General features: G+C 37.8%; 13 protein-coding genes. 4 read left to right on the plus strand and 9 right to left on the minus strand.

Annotated features, from left to right (window positions below):
• Nucleotides 1-62 precede the first annotated feature (62 nt).
• The 4 genes from FBT53_RS11435 (at nt 63) to FBT53_RS11450 (ending at nt 5951) form a co-directional block, all read left to right on the plus strand.
• Nucleotides 63-3251 carry a SusC/RagA family TonB-linked outer membrane protein gene (locus FBT53_RS11435; protein WP_136951324.1) on the plus strand — a complete coding sequence of 1063 codons (3189 nt, stop codon included), beginning with the start codon at nt 63-65 and terminating at the stop codon, nt 3249-3251.
• A gap of 12 nt (nt 3252-3263) precedes the next feature.
• Complete coding sequence (locus FBT53_RS11440) at nt 3264-4694, plus strand: SusD/RagB family nutrient-binding outer membrane lipoprotein (protein WP_080319569.1); 1431 nt, start codon at nt 3264-3266, stop codon at nt 4692-4694.
• A 24-nt stretch (nt 4695-4718) separates the two neighbouring features.
• Nucleotides 4719-5567, plus strand: coding sequence for a hypothetical protein (locus FBT53_RS11445; protein ID WP_136951325.1), 849 nt, complete (start codon nt 4719-4721; stop codon nt 5565-5567).
• Between the two features lie 195 nt (nt 5568-5762).
• Nucleotides 5763-5951, plus strand: coding sequence for a hypothetical protein (locus FBT53_RS11450; protein WP_136951326.1), 189 nt, complete (start codon nt 5763-5765; stop codon nt 5949-5951).
• On the opposite strand, the gene pyrF is transcribed toward FBT53_RS11450, so the two are convergent.
• From pyrF to FBT53_RS11495, 9 genes are all read right to left on the minus strand, one after another.
• A complete protein-coding gene (gene pyrF / locus FBT53_RS11455; protein ID WP_136951327.1) occupies nt 5946-6767 on the minus strand; it encodes an orotidine-5'-phosphate decarboxylase in 822 nt (273 codons plus the stop codon). The two genes, FBT53_RS11450 and pyrF, sit on opposite strands and share 6 nt — an antisense overlap.
• A gap of 4 nt (nt 6768-6771) precedes the next feature.
• Nucleotides 6772-7848, minus strand: coding sequence for a peptide chain release factor 1 (prfA, locus tag FBT53_RS11460; RefSeq protein ID WP_136951328.1), 1077 nt, complete (start codon nt 7846-7848; stop codon nt 6772-6774).
• Nucleotides 7849-7908: 60 nt separating this feature from the next.
• The gene (locus FBT53_RS11465) at nt 7909-9189 is read right to left on the minus strand and encodes a DUF3570 domain-containing protein (protein WP_240729822.1); all 1281 of its coding nucleotides are present in this window, start codon (nt 9187-9189) and stop codon (nt 7909-7911) included.
• A 208-nt stretch (nt 9190-9397) separates the two neighbouring features.
• A complete protein-coding gene (locus FBT53_RS11470; RefSeq protein WP_136951329.1) occupies nt 9398-9607 on the minus strand; it encodes a DUF4266 domain-containing protein in 210 nt (69 codons plus the stop codon).
• Complete coding sequence (locus tag FBT53_RS11475) at nt 9604-10602, minus strand: FAD:protein FMN transferase (RefSeq protein WP_240729823.1); 999 nt, start codon at nt 10600-10602, stop codon at nt 9604-9606. Before FBT53_RS11475 ends, FBT53_RS11470 begins: the two co-directional genes overlap by 4 nt.
• Nucleotides 10599-11036: a thioredoxin family protein gene (locus FBT53_RS11480; RefSeq protein WP_136951330.1), complete on the minus strand. Its 438-nt coding sequence runs from the start codon at nt 11034-11036 to the stop codon at nt 10599-10601. Before FBT53_RS11480 ends, FBT53_RS11475 begins: the two co-directional genes overlap by 4 nt.
• A 7-nt stretch (nt 11037-11043) precedes the next feature.
• Nucleotides 11044-11502, minus strand: coding sequence for a Rieske 2Fe-2S domain-containing protein (locus FBT53_RS11485; RefSeq protein ID WP_136951331.1), 459 nt, complete (start codon nt 11500-11502; stop codon nt 11044-11046).
• Between the two features lie 51 nt (nt 11503-11553).
• Nucleotides 11554-12735 (minus strand): AIR synthase related protein, encoded by a 1182-nt coding sequence (locus FBT53_RS11490; RefSeq protein ID WP_136951332.1) that lies wholly within the window; start codon nt 12733-12735, stop codon nt 11554-11556.
• A gap of 34 nt (nt 12736-12769) precedes the next feature.
• Nucleotides 12770-13756 (minus strand): serine/threonine dehydratase, encoded by a 987-nt coding sequence (locus FBT53_RS11495; protein ID WP_136951333.1) that lies wholly within the window; start codon nt 13754-13756, stop codon nt 12770-12772.
• Nucleotides 13757-13773 lie beyond the last annotated feature (17 nt).

Genomic DNA, 13773 nt, shown 5'->3' on the forward strand with positions numbered 1-13773 from the left:
GGTCCTTTTTTCTTTCCAAGATGTCCAAGAATTATTTCTAACTCAAACTCAAATTGATCTAGATGAGAACAAAATTGAAATTTATTTTGACGCTCCTCACGGCGTTTACTGTGCATCTATCTTTTGCACAGCAAGCAATTTCAGGTACAGTGACGGACCAAGACGGCCTTCCATTACCTGGAGTAAACATTATGGTTAAGGGTACCACCAACGGAACCCAAACCGATTTTGATGGTAATTACACCATTACTGCTAGCTCAGGCGATGTATTGGTTTATACCTATATAGGTATGACAGATGCTACAAGAACTGTTGGTGCTAACACCACAATTAATTTGGCCATGCAAGAAGATGCACAAGCGTTAGATGAAGTTGTGGTAACAGCTTTGGGTATTTCTAGGGAAGAAAAGTCTTTAGGATATTCTTCCCAACAACTGGAAAGCGAAAGTATTGCAGATGTACCTACTACCAACGTTGTAAACGCACTTTCTGGTAAAATTGCAGGTGTAAACATTACGCAATCCTCGGGAGATATAGGTTCTTCTTCAAGAATTACCGTTAGAGGTGTCTCTACTATTTTTGGTAACTCACAGCCTTTAATTGTTGTAGATGGTGCCGTTGTAGACAATAACACTTACAATGGTGGAAACGCTGGAACAGATGTTCCAAACGGTCTGGCAGATATTAATCCACAAGACATTGAAAGTATAAACGTTCTTAAAGGTGGTGAAGCTACTGCACTTTATGGGATGCGTGGTACAAACGGTGTACTAGTTATTACCACAAAAACTGGAAAAAAAGGTAAAGCTTTAGGCATAAGTATCAATAGCACAGTTTCTTTCTCTAACCCTTACATATTCCCAGATTACCAAAATGAATACGGTCAAGGACACAGTCCAGATTTATTTCATTTTATAGATGGTTTTGGTTATGATGAAGGTTTAGCAGGTGGTGATGGTGGTACTGACGAAAGCTGGGGACCTAGATTAGATGCAGGTTTAGAATTTGTACAATTTGGGTCTTACATTCAAAACCCAGATAACCCACAACCACTACCATGGGTATCTTACCCAAATAGCGTTGTAGACAATTTTTACCAAACCGGTTTATCTACGGATAACACTGTTGCGCTTTCTGGTGGTACAGAATCTACTTCTTATCGCTTATCCCTTGGTTTAACAGATGCTACTGGTATTGTTTACAATACAGATTTAAAAAAATATAACATTGCAGGTAATGTTTCTTTCGATTTAAATGAAAAATGGAGCGCTGGTTTTAGTGCTCGTTACACCAAAAGTACATCTGACCAAAGAAATGGTGTTGGATACGGTGAGGTATCTAATCAGGTAGGACAGCTAGTATGGTCTGCAAGACAAGTAGATTGGTCTCTTTTAAAAGATTGGAGAAATTTACCTCTAATCAATACTGTAGATGACGGTAGAGAGAGGTTAACTCCACTTAACTGGAACTTGAGGTATAACAACAACCCTTTCTGGGCATTGGACAACAACTTAAATCCTTGGGAGCGTAACCGTTTTATCGCTACAGCCAATATTGGTCACCAATTCAATGATAAATTCAGGTTTGATGTAAATACTGCCATCGATTATTTTGATGATACTAGAGAAAAACAATTTAAATATGGTACTGTAGATTTTAGAAACGGATACTATCAATTAGAAGAAAGAAATAGATATGAGGTGAACTCACAAGCTATGTTTTCTTATAATGATAGATATGGAGCTAACGACCAATGGAAGTTAAATATGCTAGTGGGTGGCCAGATTATGGTTAACAAATACTCCTATTTTGGAGGTATTGCCCAAAACCTTGTTATAGATAATTTATTTAATCTAGCAAACTCAGACGGTGCTCCTGTTTTATCAGATGATAGTAGTGAACAAAGAATTAATAGCTTGTATGGGACAGGTTCTTTAAGCTATAATGACAACATTTATCTTAACTTCTCTGGTAGAAACGACTGGGCTAGTGTATTGCCAATACAGAATAATAGCGTTTTTTATCCTGCCGTTTCAACTAGTGCATTGGTGCATGATATCCTTAATATAGAATCTCAACAATTAAATTTCTTAAAATTAAGAGCTTCTTGGGCGCAAACAGGTAGTGCAGGACCTTTAAGTGCATACAGTGTTAATCCAGTGTACGAATTATCTGGAAACCCACTGAACGGTAGCACACCTACGGCATTTGTTCCTAATACAGCTTGGAATAGTGATATTAAAGCACAAACAGAAACAGCAATCGAAGCAGGTATCGAAACTAGATTGTTCCAAAATAGAATCAATCTTAATTTAACCTATTACAACAAGAAAAACGAAGATGTAATTATGCCATTAGATGTTTCTTCTTCATCTGGATTTACCAGCACTTGGAAAAATGCAGCTACCATTACTAACGAAGGTGTTGAGGCATTTTTAGGCATAGACGTTTTAAGAAGCGCTAAAGACAATGGTTTAAATTTAGGTTTAGACATCAACTTTGCTAAAAACGTAAATGAGGTTTCAGACATTGAAGGCTCTGGTGTTATTAACCTTTCTGCCGGTGGTTTATGGAACGTAAATACACAAGCTAGAAACGGAGAGTCTATTGGAGCTATTTTTGGTCCGGCATTTGCTCGTGACGAGGCGTCTGGTAAAATTATATATGAAAATGGTCTTCCTGTTATTGGAGACAATAAAATTTTAGGAAACTCTCAACCAGACTGGGTAGGAGGTGTTGGCATAAACGCCTCTTTTAAAGGTTTTAGGTTCCGTACGTTATTTGATGCTAAAATTGGTGGGGAAGTTTACTCTCAAACCAATACTTGGGGTATGCTATCTGGCATCTTAGAAGAAACGGTAATTGGTAGAGAATCTGGTATTATTGGAGACGGTGTTATGTCTGATGGTGCGGGTGGTTTTGTACCTAACAACGTAGTTGTACCTGCAATAGACTACTATTCTTCTGCATTTAACCAAAACATAGCAGAATCTTCAGTTTACGATGCAACATTTGTAAAGTGGAGAGAGCTTTCTTTAAGCTATGATATTCCAAGACAGTTTTTCGAAAACATAGGCGTTCAGTCTGTTAATCTTGGGGTTAACATTCGTAACCTAGCCGTGTTATACAGAAAAGCACCACACATTGATCCAGAAACAGCTTTTGGTACTCAAATTGGTCAGCAGGGATTAGAATATGCTCAAACTCCTGCAACAAGAACAATTGGTGTAAGCTTAAATGTTAACTTCTAAACATTACATTAAATGAAAAATATATATAAAACTTTATCCATCTGTTTGCCTTTGGGCCTAACTATGTTAATAACAGGATGTGATAGTAATTTTGAAGAAATAAACACAGACCCAGATAAGCCAACAGAAATTTCTGCAGACTTACAATTGGGATTTATTGAGCGTTCTCTTGTAAACGAAGTGTATGATTACTTTGTTTCTGGTGAATGTGCGGCAACATGGCCACAGCATATTTCTAAACCTATTTATAACGATGCAGATCGTTATTATCCAAGACTTGGAGCAATTAATACGTTTTGGAACACCATGTATGTAAACGTTATTGCTGAGGCTGATGAAATGTATAAGTTAGGTGGAGAAGCAGAAAACCCTGCTATACAAGGAGCAGCGCTTACCTTAAAGGCAATGGCTTTACAATATTTGACAGATTCTTTTGGAGACATTCCAATGTCTGAAGCCAATGCAGGTTTGAGCGATGGTAATTTTACACCTGCTTATGATAGCCAAGAAGCAGTTTATCAGGGAATATTCTCCATGTTAGACGAAGCTATTGCAAAGTTTGCCACTGGTGAGGGTGCGTTAAGTAGCTCTCAAGATTTAATGTACGGTGGTGACCTTGATAAATGGTTAAAATTTGCCACATCGGTTAAGTTTAGAGCTTTGATGAGAATTTCTGACACTTCTCTATTTAATTCTTCTGAGGTACAATCTTTAATTAGCTCTGGCAATCTAATCACATCAAATGATGACAACGCTTTTATTGCTTTTGAAACAGAAAACGCTCCTAATGCCAATCCTTATTATGGTATAGTACAAAACGGCCGTCAGGCAGAGTGGTGTATGGGAGAAGCTTTGGTTGAATTTATGAAAGGCCAAAGCGACCCAAGATTAGCAGTGTATGCCAAAGAAAACGCAAATGGTGAGTACGTTGGTAAACCTGCAGGATATATTAACCCAGGTATATCTGGATTTGGTGCCGGTGTTGTATCAGAAATTGGAGACGCCTATATGGCTGCAGATGCTCCGTTATTTTTAATGACGGCAGCCCAAGTTAATTTATTAATTGCAGAAGCCATAGAAAGATTTGGAGCTAGCGGAGATGCCGCAACATACTTTCAAGCAGGTATAGATGCTTCCTTAGAGCAGAATGGTTTGGATGCAGGTTCTTTTACTCCTTCGTATAACGGATACCAATCCATTGCTGAGCAATTATGGGCTAGTACCTTTTTACAAGGTTATGAAACTTGGTCTGAGTGGAGAAGATCGGATATTCCTGCAAATTTATCTTTAGCTATAGACCCACAACCAGGGGTTAACAGCATCCCTACACGTTATGGCTATACTAATGATGAAAAATCATTAAATGCAGACAATGTAGCAGGTGCCGTGGCTAACCAAGGTGAAGATGCACTAACAACAAAGCTTTGGTGGGACGTTAAGTAATTGATAAAAACTAATTATTCTATAATGAAAAAATTTAATTTATATTCCCTATTCATTTTCTGTGTAGCGTTAGTCTTCACAGGTTGCGATGGCGAGGAAGAGTCAGAGGTGTTACAGAACCGTAAAATTGCCGGTGTAGCAATAAACGTTAGTGGTTTTGGTAAAGTTCAGGGAGAACCTGAGGATTATGACAACATAGATGAAAGTACCGTAAGCATTCTGGCTAATGAATTGAGTATGGAGGTTTCAGAAGGTTCTGTAGAGGATGCCTCTTTAATTTCTAATTTTGAAGTTGTAAAAACTTTTAATGGTGGAGACGAAGTTCTTGTGGATACTTTCGAAGCCCTTCCATTCACGGTGAACCTATCCGATATTAGTGAATTTGTATCTGGATTAACGGTTACAGAAAACGATTTGAAAATTGGTGATCAGTTTAAATTTACCGTAAAGGTTAACCAAACCAATGGAGAGTCTTACTATTTTCAAGGCCAATCTTTTAATTTAACCGTAAACTGTTTTGCAGATTTAAACGGAACTTACACCGTTACCAATTCAGTTTGTGGCTCTGGTTCTAGTGGTACCATACCTCCTATCCAGATTACAGAAACTCCAGATGGTGCTTGGGAATTGCAAACTGCAGATGGTGGTTTGTTGCAATATTGCACCTCTAATACGGGATTGGTAAACGGCGGTAAAATTTCTGTAGTATGTGGCGTAGTACAACCTTCTTCTGATGTAGATTATTGCGGAGATTACGGTATTGGTTGTATCCAAGGCGGTACCTGGAATCAAGAAACTGGTGTTCTAGAGCTTATTTTGAACGATGATTTCTTTGACAACGGCGAATACACAGCCACCTATATTAAACAGTAAAAAATCCTTTAAATTAGTAACAAAAACGCCCTCAAATAACGAGGGCGTTTTTTTATGTATATCTACCAAATCCTCAATGTAAAGAGCATCCATCGTTAATTTTTAGATAAATAACCTTAAAATTAGGTGAATACAGCATTTTGAAAACATCCAATACTATGCATGCATCGTATATTTGCTATAAAATTACACGTTATGAAAAGTCAATATTGTAAAGTGGGTGCTGTGACACCCATTAACAACGACCCAACTACTCTAGATGCCTTACAATTAAGGTATCAATTATTCTTAGAAAAAGCGAATTTAAAAGACATAGATGCTAGACTCGCTGAGTTTTTTATGTCTAAGGCAGAAAGCTTTAAAAAGATAATAGAATCGTTATAAATACATTTTGAGCTGTGCTTCCATAGCCTGCTGCAACGCCTTGGCTTTAGCACCAGCTGCGCTTGCAAAATCCGTGCTATCAGAAGCATAGATTATACCTCTAGAAGAGTTAACCAAAAGACCTATCTCTTGGGTCATCCCATATTGGCATACTTCTTCCAAACTTCCACCTTGTGCTCCTACTCCTGGTACAAGCAGAAAACTATTGGGCACAATTGCTCTAATTTCTTTTAAGTAGCTCGCTTTAGTGGCCCCGACAACATACATTAAACGGTCTGCATTAGTATATGTGGTCGTTGTACGCAATACTGTTTTGTATAATTCTGTTCCCTCTACGATTTTTGTTTGAAAATCATACGCTCCTTCGTTAGAGGTTAAAGCTAAAACTATGGTATGCTTATTCTCAAAAGCAGTAAAAGGCTCTACTGAATCTCTACCCATATATGGTGCAACTGTGATAGCGTCAAAATTCAACGTTTCAAAAAAAGCCTTTGCGTACCGGGTAGAAGTATTCCCAATATCTCCTCTTTTAGCATCTGCGATGGTAAACTGTTCTGGATATTTATCGTTTAAATACGCCATAGTTTTCTCTAAGGACTTCCACCCTTCTAAACCATAGGCTTCATAAAACGCGATATTGGGTTTATAGGCTACACAAAATTCATGTGTGGCATCTATAATCGCCTTATTAAAACTAAAAATTGGGTCTTCTTCTTGTAATAAGTGCGGAGGAATCTTTTCTAAATCCGTATCTAGGCCAACACATAAAAAAGACTTTTTACGCTTAATTTGCGCTACTAGTTTTTGAATCTCCATGAGTCTAGAAAATCTCTGATGCTTCTTTTAGTTTCTCGGTATTATTTACCAACATCAACTCATCTATAATCTTTTGTATATCGCCATTTATGATGTTCTGTAAATCGTACAACGTAAGACCAATTCTATGATCGGTAACCCTACCTTGCGGATAATTATACGTTCTAATCTTTGCAGAACGGTCTCCACTACTTACCTGAGAGTTACGTTTAGCCGCATCTTCTGCTTGTTTTTTAGCCAATTCTAAATCGTACAGACGCGCTCTAAGTACCTTAAAGGCCTTGTCTTTGTTTTTGTGTTGTGATTTTTCATCTTGACACTGTGCTACTAAACCGGTTGGTAAATGAGTTAAACGTACAGCCGAATACGTGGTGTTTACAGACTGCCCTCCAGGACCAGAAGAACAGAAATAATCTATCCTAACGTCTTTTGGGTCTATTTGTACATCAAACTCCTCTGCTTCTGGTATCACCATGACCGTTGCTGCACTGGTATGCACTCTACCCTGTGTTTCGGTTTGTGGAACACGTTGTACACGGTGTACTCCAGCTTCAAATTTTAACGTACCATATACATCTGCACCGCTAACTTCAAAATGGATTTCTTTATAGCCACCAGCTGTACCCTCATTTAAATCTATGATGTTAGTACGCCAACCTTTACTTTCACAGTATTTAGCATACATTCGGTACAAGTCTCCTGCAAAAATACTAGCTTCATCCCCTCCTGTTCCGGCTCGGATTTCCATCACCACATCTTTTTCGTCTTCTGGGTCTTTTGGTATTAGCAAGAATTTTATTTCTTCTTCTAACTTCGGCATAGCAGATTTGGCCTCTTCTAACTGCATTTTGGCCATTTCTACCATCTCCGCATCACTACCATCTGCTAATATTTCTTCTGCTTCACTTATATTATTGGTAAGCTCAATATAGGTTTCCCTCCTATCTACCAGCTCTTTAAGGTCTTTATATTCCTTATTTAGCTTTACATAGCGCTTTTGATCCGCTATAACATCGGGCTGTATAATTAGGTCAGCAATCTCATCAAAGCGTTGCTTTACTATGTTCAATTTGTCAAGCATGTTCAATCTTCCTTAGGGCTACGAATTTACAACAAATTCTATCTATTCCTAGTGCTAACCTTAATTTGAATCTACTACAAAAGAAGCTCCTAGCGTAACAATTGTTGCGTTTAATCCGTTACTCCTTTGGTAGTAAGCAAGGCGTAAATTCAATGCTTTTAAGCCAAATAACAAAAATCTAGATTTAGTAAAAATGTCTTTATACTGCACTCCAAAACCGTATTGATGCGCCGTATACGTGGACAAATCATAATCTGAGGTGTAATATTGATATGTAGATAGGGCTACATCTTTGGCATAAAAATAATCTGCAGCTGATTGTTGGTAATAACGGTAATTTGGATATAGCGTAAATTGTTCTCCAAGTTTCACAGGCGCTTCTAATTGAAAAGTATTAGAGCGTATACCCCAATCGTCATAATAAAAGCGATAAAAAGACCGTAGTACCACATAATCATTCCAATAGTAATTTAGCCGAGCAGAAACCGGAATTTTTATACGAGAATTTGGTAATTGTTCCACATTATCCGCTAGTTGAAATTCTTCTTGAAAAAAATCCGCTCTGTCTGCAAAGTATACCCGTTGAAAAGGCGTACTCAGTAATCCGTCTTGATAGATTATCTCTGTACCTAATCTTAATTGTAACTTGGATGATACTATTTGGGAAAATCCCAATCCCAAACTGTATGAATTCCGATAATTGTTTTGGAAAGCGTTAAACATTGGATCATAACCTATAATTCCATTGCTATAACCTGGCCGTAACTCCACTGGGTATTGTGGATTCCATTTATCTAAATACACTTGACCATTAAAGGAGAATTCCGTGTTTTTTTCATTAAACAAATAAGTGTATTCCCCTCCAAAACCAAAAGAAAAATAATCATATTCGTTAGAGACGTAAGCGTTGGCAGACCATATCTTATTTCTGTCTTTAGAACTGTGGACATAAGCTGGATTAAAATACGCCAGAACGTCTCTTCTAGAAGCACCAGAGGAAGCTTGGAAGGCATTACCGGCAGACCTAGAGTCAAATGGATCTACATTACTAGAAGACGCAGAAGTATAGGCAGATATGCCAGCATCTAAGGTGAGTATATCATCTTCATTAAGTGGCATTCTTAAAACAATGGTACTCGTAGCGTCTGTTAATTCTTCTGTACCTTCACCACCCGTAACCGCAGCATTGGAGCCATCTTGTGCGTAATAACTAAAAAGCGTTTCTAACTCCGCTTGCTCTAAAACTCTTTTTTGATATGCAGTATTTGATTGTTGACTTAAAGTGGACAACGAACACAAGAATAACACTAAGCTTAGTTCGTAAATGTATCTAGGTCTCAAAAGGTCTATTTTACTGGAAAGATACGGCAATAATTTCAACCTTAGTTTTATTTAAATTTCTATCAACAGGCATCACCCAAGCTCATGAGACTATTAAAAATCTTCCAAAGAAATTCTAAAAAAATTTAAAGCAAACCCCTTCCGGAGGTTATGGATAAATTTCACCAAAATGAATTATTGTATTGTATGCCTAGATACTGATAATCCTTTAATTACAGCCGCATCCTCCGCCTGTTTTACCTCCGTTTGCACCAGCAGCTCCTTCTCTATACACCTGAAAGGTAGTTTCAAATCGTTCAGTGCTTTTTAAGCCCAGTTGCATCTCATCATCATTAAGATACACTTTTTCGTACTCTTTAACCACCACACAGGAGTTAAGCAAAACTAATAGTAATACTAAAGGTGTTATTCTTTTCATGGTATTTGCTTTACGTCCATCAAGATTCCAGAGCTCTTATGAACCCTATTGGCAGCATCTACAACTACAACCTCAACACCGTCAATTTGATTAATTAGATGCATTCCACTGTCCTTACCCATTATAAAAACCGCTGTAGCTAATGCATCACAAAGTTCTGCTTTTTTCGCAAATACGCTTACGCTATTTATCCCTTTAGCCGGATACCCGGTCCTTGGGTCTATAATATGTGAGTATTTTTCATTATTGATACTTACGAATTTCTCATAATTACCAGATGTAGCAACCGAAGATTCCACTATTGGTATCCATGAAAAGACTTTCTCTGTATTTAATGGATTAGTGATACCTACCACCCAACTGTCTCCAGAGGCTTGTGCTCCCCATGTGGTTAAATCTCCCGCAGCATTAATAATACCCCCAACGACCCCCTTACTCACCATTAATTCTTTCACCTTATCTGCTGCAAATCCTTTACCCACAGCTCCAAACCCAATACGCATGCCTTTTTTGGTCAAGAATACGGTTTGTTTTTCTTTATTAAGATGAATATTTTGATATCCTATCTTAGCTATGGAGGTTTTAATTTGCTGTTCTGTAGGTTTGTAATCCATACTACCGTCAAACTTCCATACCTCATCAAGAGATGCATAAGAAATGTCAAACGCTCCAGAGGTAATTTCTGAAAGTTTAATACTACGCTCAATTAATTGAAATAATTCAGGACTTACCGCAACCGGCTTAATTCCAGCGTATTTGTTTATTTTGGAGGTCTCTGAATCTGGATTCCAAGAAGAAATAAGTTGTTCTAAACGTTGTATTTCTGCAATCGCTTCATTAATGTAAATATCACCTATATCTTGGTCCTCCGCAACAACCGTAATCTCAAAACGGGTTCCCATCAATTTGACCACCTTTCTTACAGTAATAGTTTGCTCTTGGGCAAAAAGAGCACTTACTAACATAAAACATACTATGGACAAATATTGCTTCACTTATTTAATAATGTTTTTAAATGCGATATATAAACCTTTGCTTTTTCTTGTCGGTAGCCAGTTTCTGCCAAAACCGTGCCATTTGCATTTAACAACACCACTAGCGGAAAGTATCCTTTTACATTATACTGTGCAGCGAGCGTCTTATTAGTACTTAAAATTTGCTCAGGTAACTTATTTTTTTTCTTTCTTGGAAAGTCTGCTTTGTACAGCACAAAGTGCTTTTCTGCAAATCGCTGAAATTCTTTGGTTTTCCAAACATTTCGGTCTAATTTAATACACGGTGCACACCAATCAGAACCAGAAAAAACTAGCAGAATAGTTTTGTCTTGATTTTTAGCAAGTGTCTTAGCTTCTTCAAAATTAGTTACCCAATTCTGAGCAGAAACCATGAAGGACATGAAAAGTAAAGAGGGAACTAAAAAGAACTTCATACGCAGCTTATTCAAAAACACGCAGTATGCTGCCTTGTAATTCAGTATTAAAAATCTTGAGTGGATTACTAGTCGTATTTAAATTTAATGAAGTACCGTCCTGAGCAAATTTAGAATTGTGTGTACTACAAATAAAAACACCATCATCAGTGTCAGAAAAATAAATACCCTCCGTTTGTTGGTGACTACAAATTTTACTAGCTGCAATGAGTTGCCCCTCTAAATTACGTGCTACAACTATATCTAGATATTTAAGTTCTGGGCTGGATTTTATAGAAATATAGCCGCCATTTTCTGCCAAAGGCGCCGCTTGCTCACTATTTAAATCTAAGGTAAAGTCCACGCCGTCTGTTACCTCAAAGGTTTCCAAGTCTTCTGCATCACTAGAACAACCATTTACACAAGGAAATAGTAAGGCAAATGCCGCTCCTGCTCCAATACTTTTTAAAAATTGTTTTCTTTCCATAGCGTTGAGTTGTAAGGTTAATTTGCTAACGTTTAAAAAGAAAAATTCGTATTAGTTATACGTGAAGTTTCCATATTCACTTTGTATTGTCAATTTTTTGGTTTCTGCAGCTTCTACCCTACCTATGATTTGCGCATCCACATGAAACGATTTAGAAATTGCGATGATATCTTCTGCTACTGCTTCATCAACATACAATTCTAAGCGGTGACCACAATTAAACACTTGGTACATCTCTTTCCAATCTGTACCCGATTGCTCCTGTATCAATTTAAATAATGGTGGAACTGGGAAAAGATTGTCTTTTATAACATGTACCTCTTCTACAAAGTGTAGAATTTTTGTCTGTGCACCTCCACTGCAATGCACCATTCCATTAATCTGTTCAGCATTGTACTTTTCTAAAATTGCCTTTACTATGGGCGCATAAGTACGGGTTGGGGACAATACTAATTTACCAGCATCTAGCGGAGCATCCTCCACAACGTCCGTTAATTTTTTGTTTCCAGAATACACTAATTCTGCCGGCACAGCAGCGTCAAAACTCTCTGGATATTTGGTTGCTAAATAGTTAGCAAATACATCGTGGCGTGCAGAAGTTAATCCATTACTACCCATTCCGCCGTTGTATTCTTTTTCATAACTGGCTTTTCCAAAAGAAGCTAAACCAACGATTACATTCCCTGGTTTAATATTGGCGTTATCTATCACTTTTTTACGGGCAACACGGGCAGTCACTGTAGAATCCACTATTATAGTACGTACTAAATCGCCCACATCTGCAGTTTCACCACCTGTGGAATGGATGGTTATACCGTGCGTTTTTAAGTCCGCTATCAATTCTTCTGTCCCATTGATGATGGCAGCAATAACCTCTCCAGGAATTAAATTCTTATTACGCCCTATGGTAGAAGACAACATAATATTATCTGTAGCTCCAACACAAATTAAATCGTCCACATTCATAATCAGCGCGTCTTGCGCAATCCCCTTCCATACACTTACGTCTCCAGTCTCTTTCCAATACATATATGCTAAAGAAGATTTGGTACCAGCACCATCTGCATGCATCACCAAACAATGGTCCTCACTACCCGTTAAGTAATCTGGCACTATTTTACAGAAAGCCTTAGGAAAAAGACCTTTATCTATATTCTTGATAGCGTTGTGCACATCTTCTTTAGCGGCAGAAACGCCTCTTTGCGCATATCTTTTACTGTTCTCTGAGGACATAAAAATGGAATTTTGGCAAAAATACAGATTCCCTTTAGAGTTTAGGCACCTCTGTTAAATAATCCTTAGCCCATATTTTAGCACTGGTCTTCTGGTCCATGTTACCACCTGTGATAACAACCATTACTTTTTGAGGTTTTTTTTGTGTTCTTAACCACTGTAAAACTGCCTCCATAGGCATTGCACATGTTGGCTCTAGCCTAATTTTTAATAAATGAGTTAACCATTGAGTCCAGTAAACTATAGATTCCTCTGCTATTTCATAAAAAGCATCTAGTTGCTTTAAATACTCAAAGGTGATGTCTCCTACAGAAAGGGTCATAGCACCATCTGCTAAGGTATTGGGTACTCCTTGTAGTTTTTGTATACTATTTTTACGTAACGATTCTGCCGCATCATTGGCGTTTAAAGGCTCTACACCTATTGCTTTAATTGTTTCTTTGAATCCTTTAGCAGCAATTAAACTGCCTGAAGCTAAGCCACCGCCACCACAAGGTGTAAAAACTGCTGTAATGCCTTCTATTTCTTCTAACCCTTCTAAAACTGCAGTACCTTGACCACAAATAACTTGCTCGTGATTAAATGGTGGAATCCAGTAAGTTCCCTCTTCTTTAGAGGCCTCTTTAACTAAACTATCCGTGACATTACGGTCTTTACTCAAAACTACCTCTGCACCGTAGGATTTTGTCGCTTTAATTTTTACATCACTGGAATATTCTGGCATATAAATAGTTACCGGTATCCCAAATTGTTTGCCTGCAAAAGCCACAGCTTGTGCATGATTTCCAGAACTATTAGCGATAATTTTTTTAGGCTTTATCCCATTTTCTATTAGCCAACCAACCGTGTTTACACCACCACGAGCTTTAAATGCGCCTACTTTTTGAAAATTTTCGCATTTAAAATAAACCTCATGCCCTAACCAAGTATTCAACAGGGTAGAGGTCAAAACCGGGGTCTTAACAATGTAGGGAGAAATACGCTTTTGTGCTGCGCGAATATCTGAAAGAGAAAGGGCCATTCCTTAGTGTTTGTACA

Source organism: Flavobacterium sp. ASW18X (genome assembly GCF_005144745.1).
GTDB lineage: Bacteria > Bacteroidota > Bacteroidia > Flavobacteriales > Flavobacteriaceae > Croceivirga.

What these genes read in the sequence shown, in the direction of transcription:
- FBT53_RS11435 (WP_136951324.1), top strand. Translation starts at nt 63, where the DNA reads ATGAGAACAAAATTGAAATTTATTTTGACGCTCCTCACGGCGTTTACT.
- FBT53_RS11440 (WP_080319569.1), top strand. Translation starts at nt 3,264, where the DNA reads ATGAAAAATATATATAAAACTTTATCCATCTGTTTGCCTTTGGGCCTA.
- FBT53_RS11445 (WP_136951325.1), top strand. Translation starts at nt 4,719, where the DNA reads ATGAAAAAATTTAATTTATATTCCCTATTCATTTTCTGTGTAGCGTTA.
- FBT53_RS11450 (WP_136951326.1), top strand. Translation starts at nt 5,763, where the DNA reads ATGAAAAGTCAATATTGTAAAGTGGGTGCTGTGACACCCATTAACAAC.
- pyrF (WP_136951327.1), bottom strand. Translation starts at nt 6,767, where the DNA reads ATGGAGATTCAAAAACTAGTAGCGCAAATTAAGCGTAAAAAGTCTTTT.
- prfA (WP_136951328.1), bottom strand. Translation starts at nt 7,848, where the DNA reads ATGCTTGACAAATTGAACATAGTAAAGCAACGCTTTGATGAGATTGCT.
- FBT53_RS11470 (WP_136951329.1), bottom strand. Translation starts at nt 9,607, where the DNA reads ATGAAAAGAATAACACCTTTAGTATTACTATTAGTTTTGCTTAACTCC.
- FBT53_RS11480 (WP_136951330.1), bottom strand. Translation starts at nt 11,036, where the DNA reads ATGAAGTTCTTTTTAGTTCCCTCTTTACTTTTCATGTCCTTCATGGTT.
- FBT53_RS11485 (WP_136951331.1), bottom strand. Translation starts at nt 11,502, where the DNA reads ATGGAAAGAAAACAATTTTTAAAAAGTATTGGAGCAGGAGCGGCATTT.
- FBT53_RS11490 (WP_136951332.1), bottom strand. Translation starts at nt 12,735, where the DNA reads ATGTCCTCAGAGAACAGTAAAAGATATGCGCAAAGAGGCGTTTCTGCC.
- FBT53_RS11495 (WP_136951333.1), bottom strand. Translation starts at nt 13,756, where the DNA reads ATGGCCCTTTCTCTTTCAGATATTCGCGCAGCACAAAAGCGTATTTCT.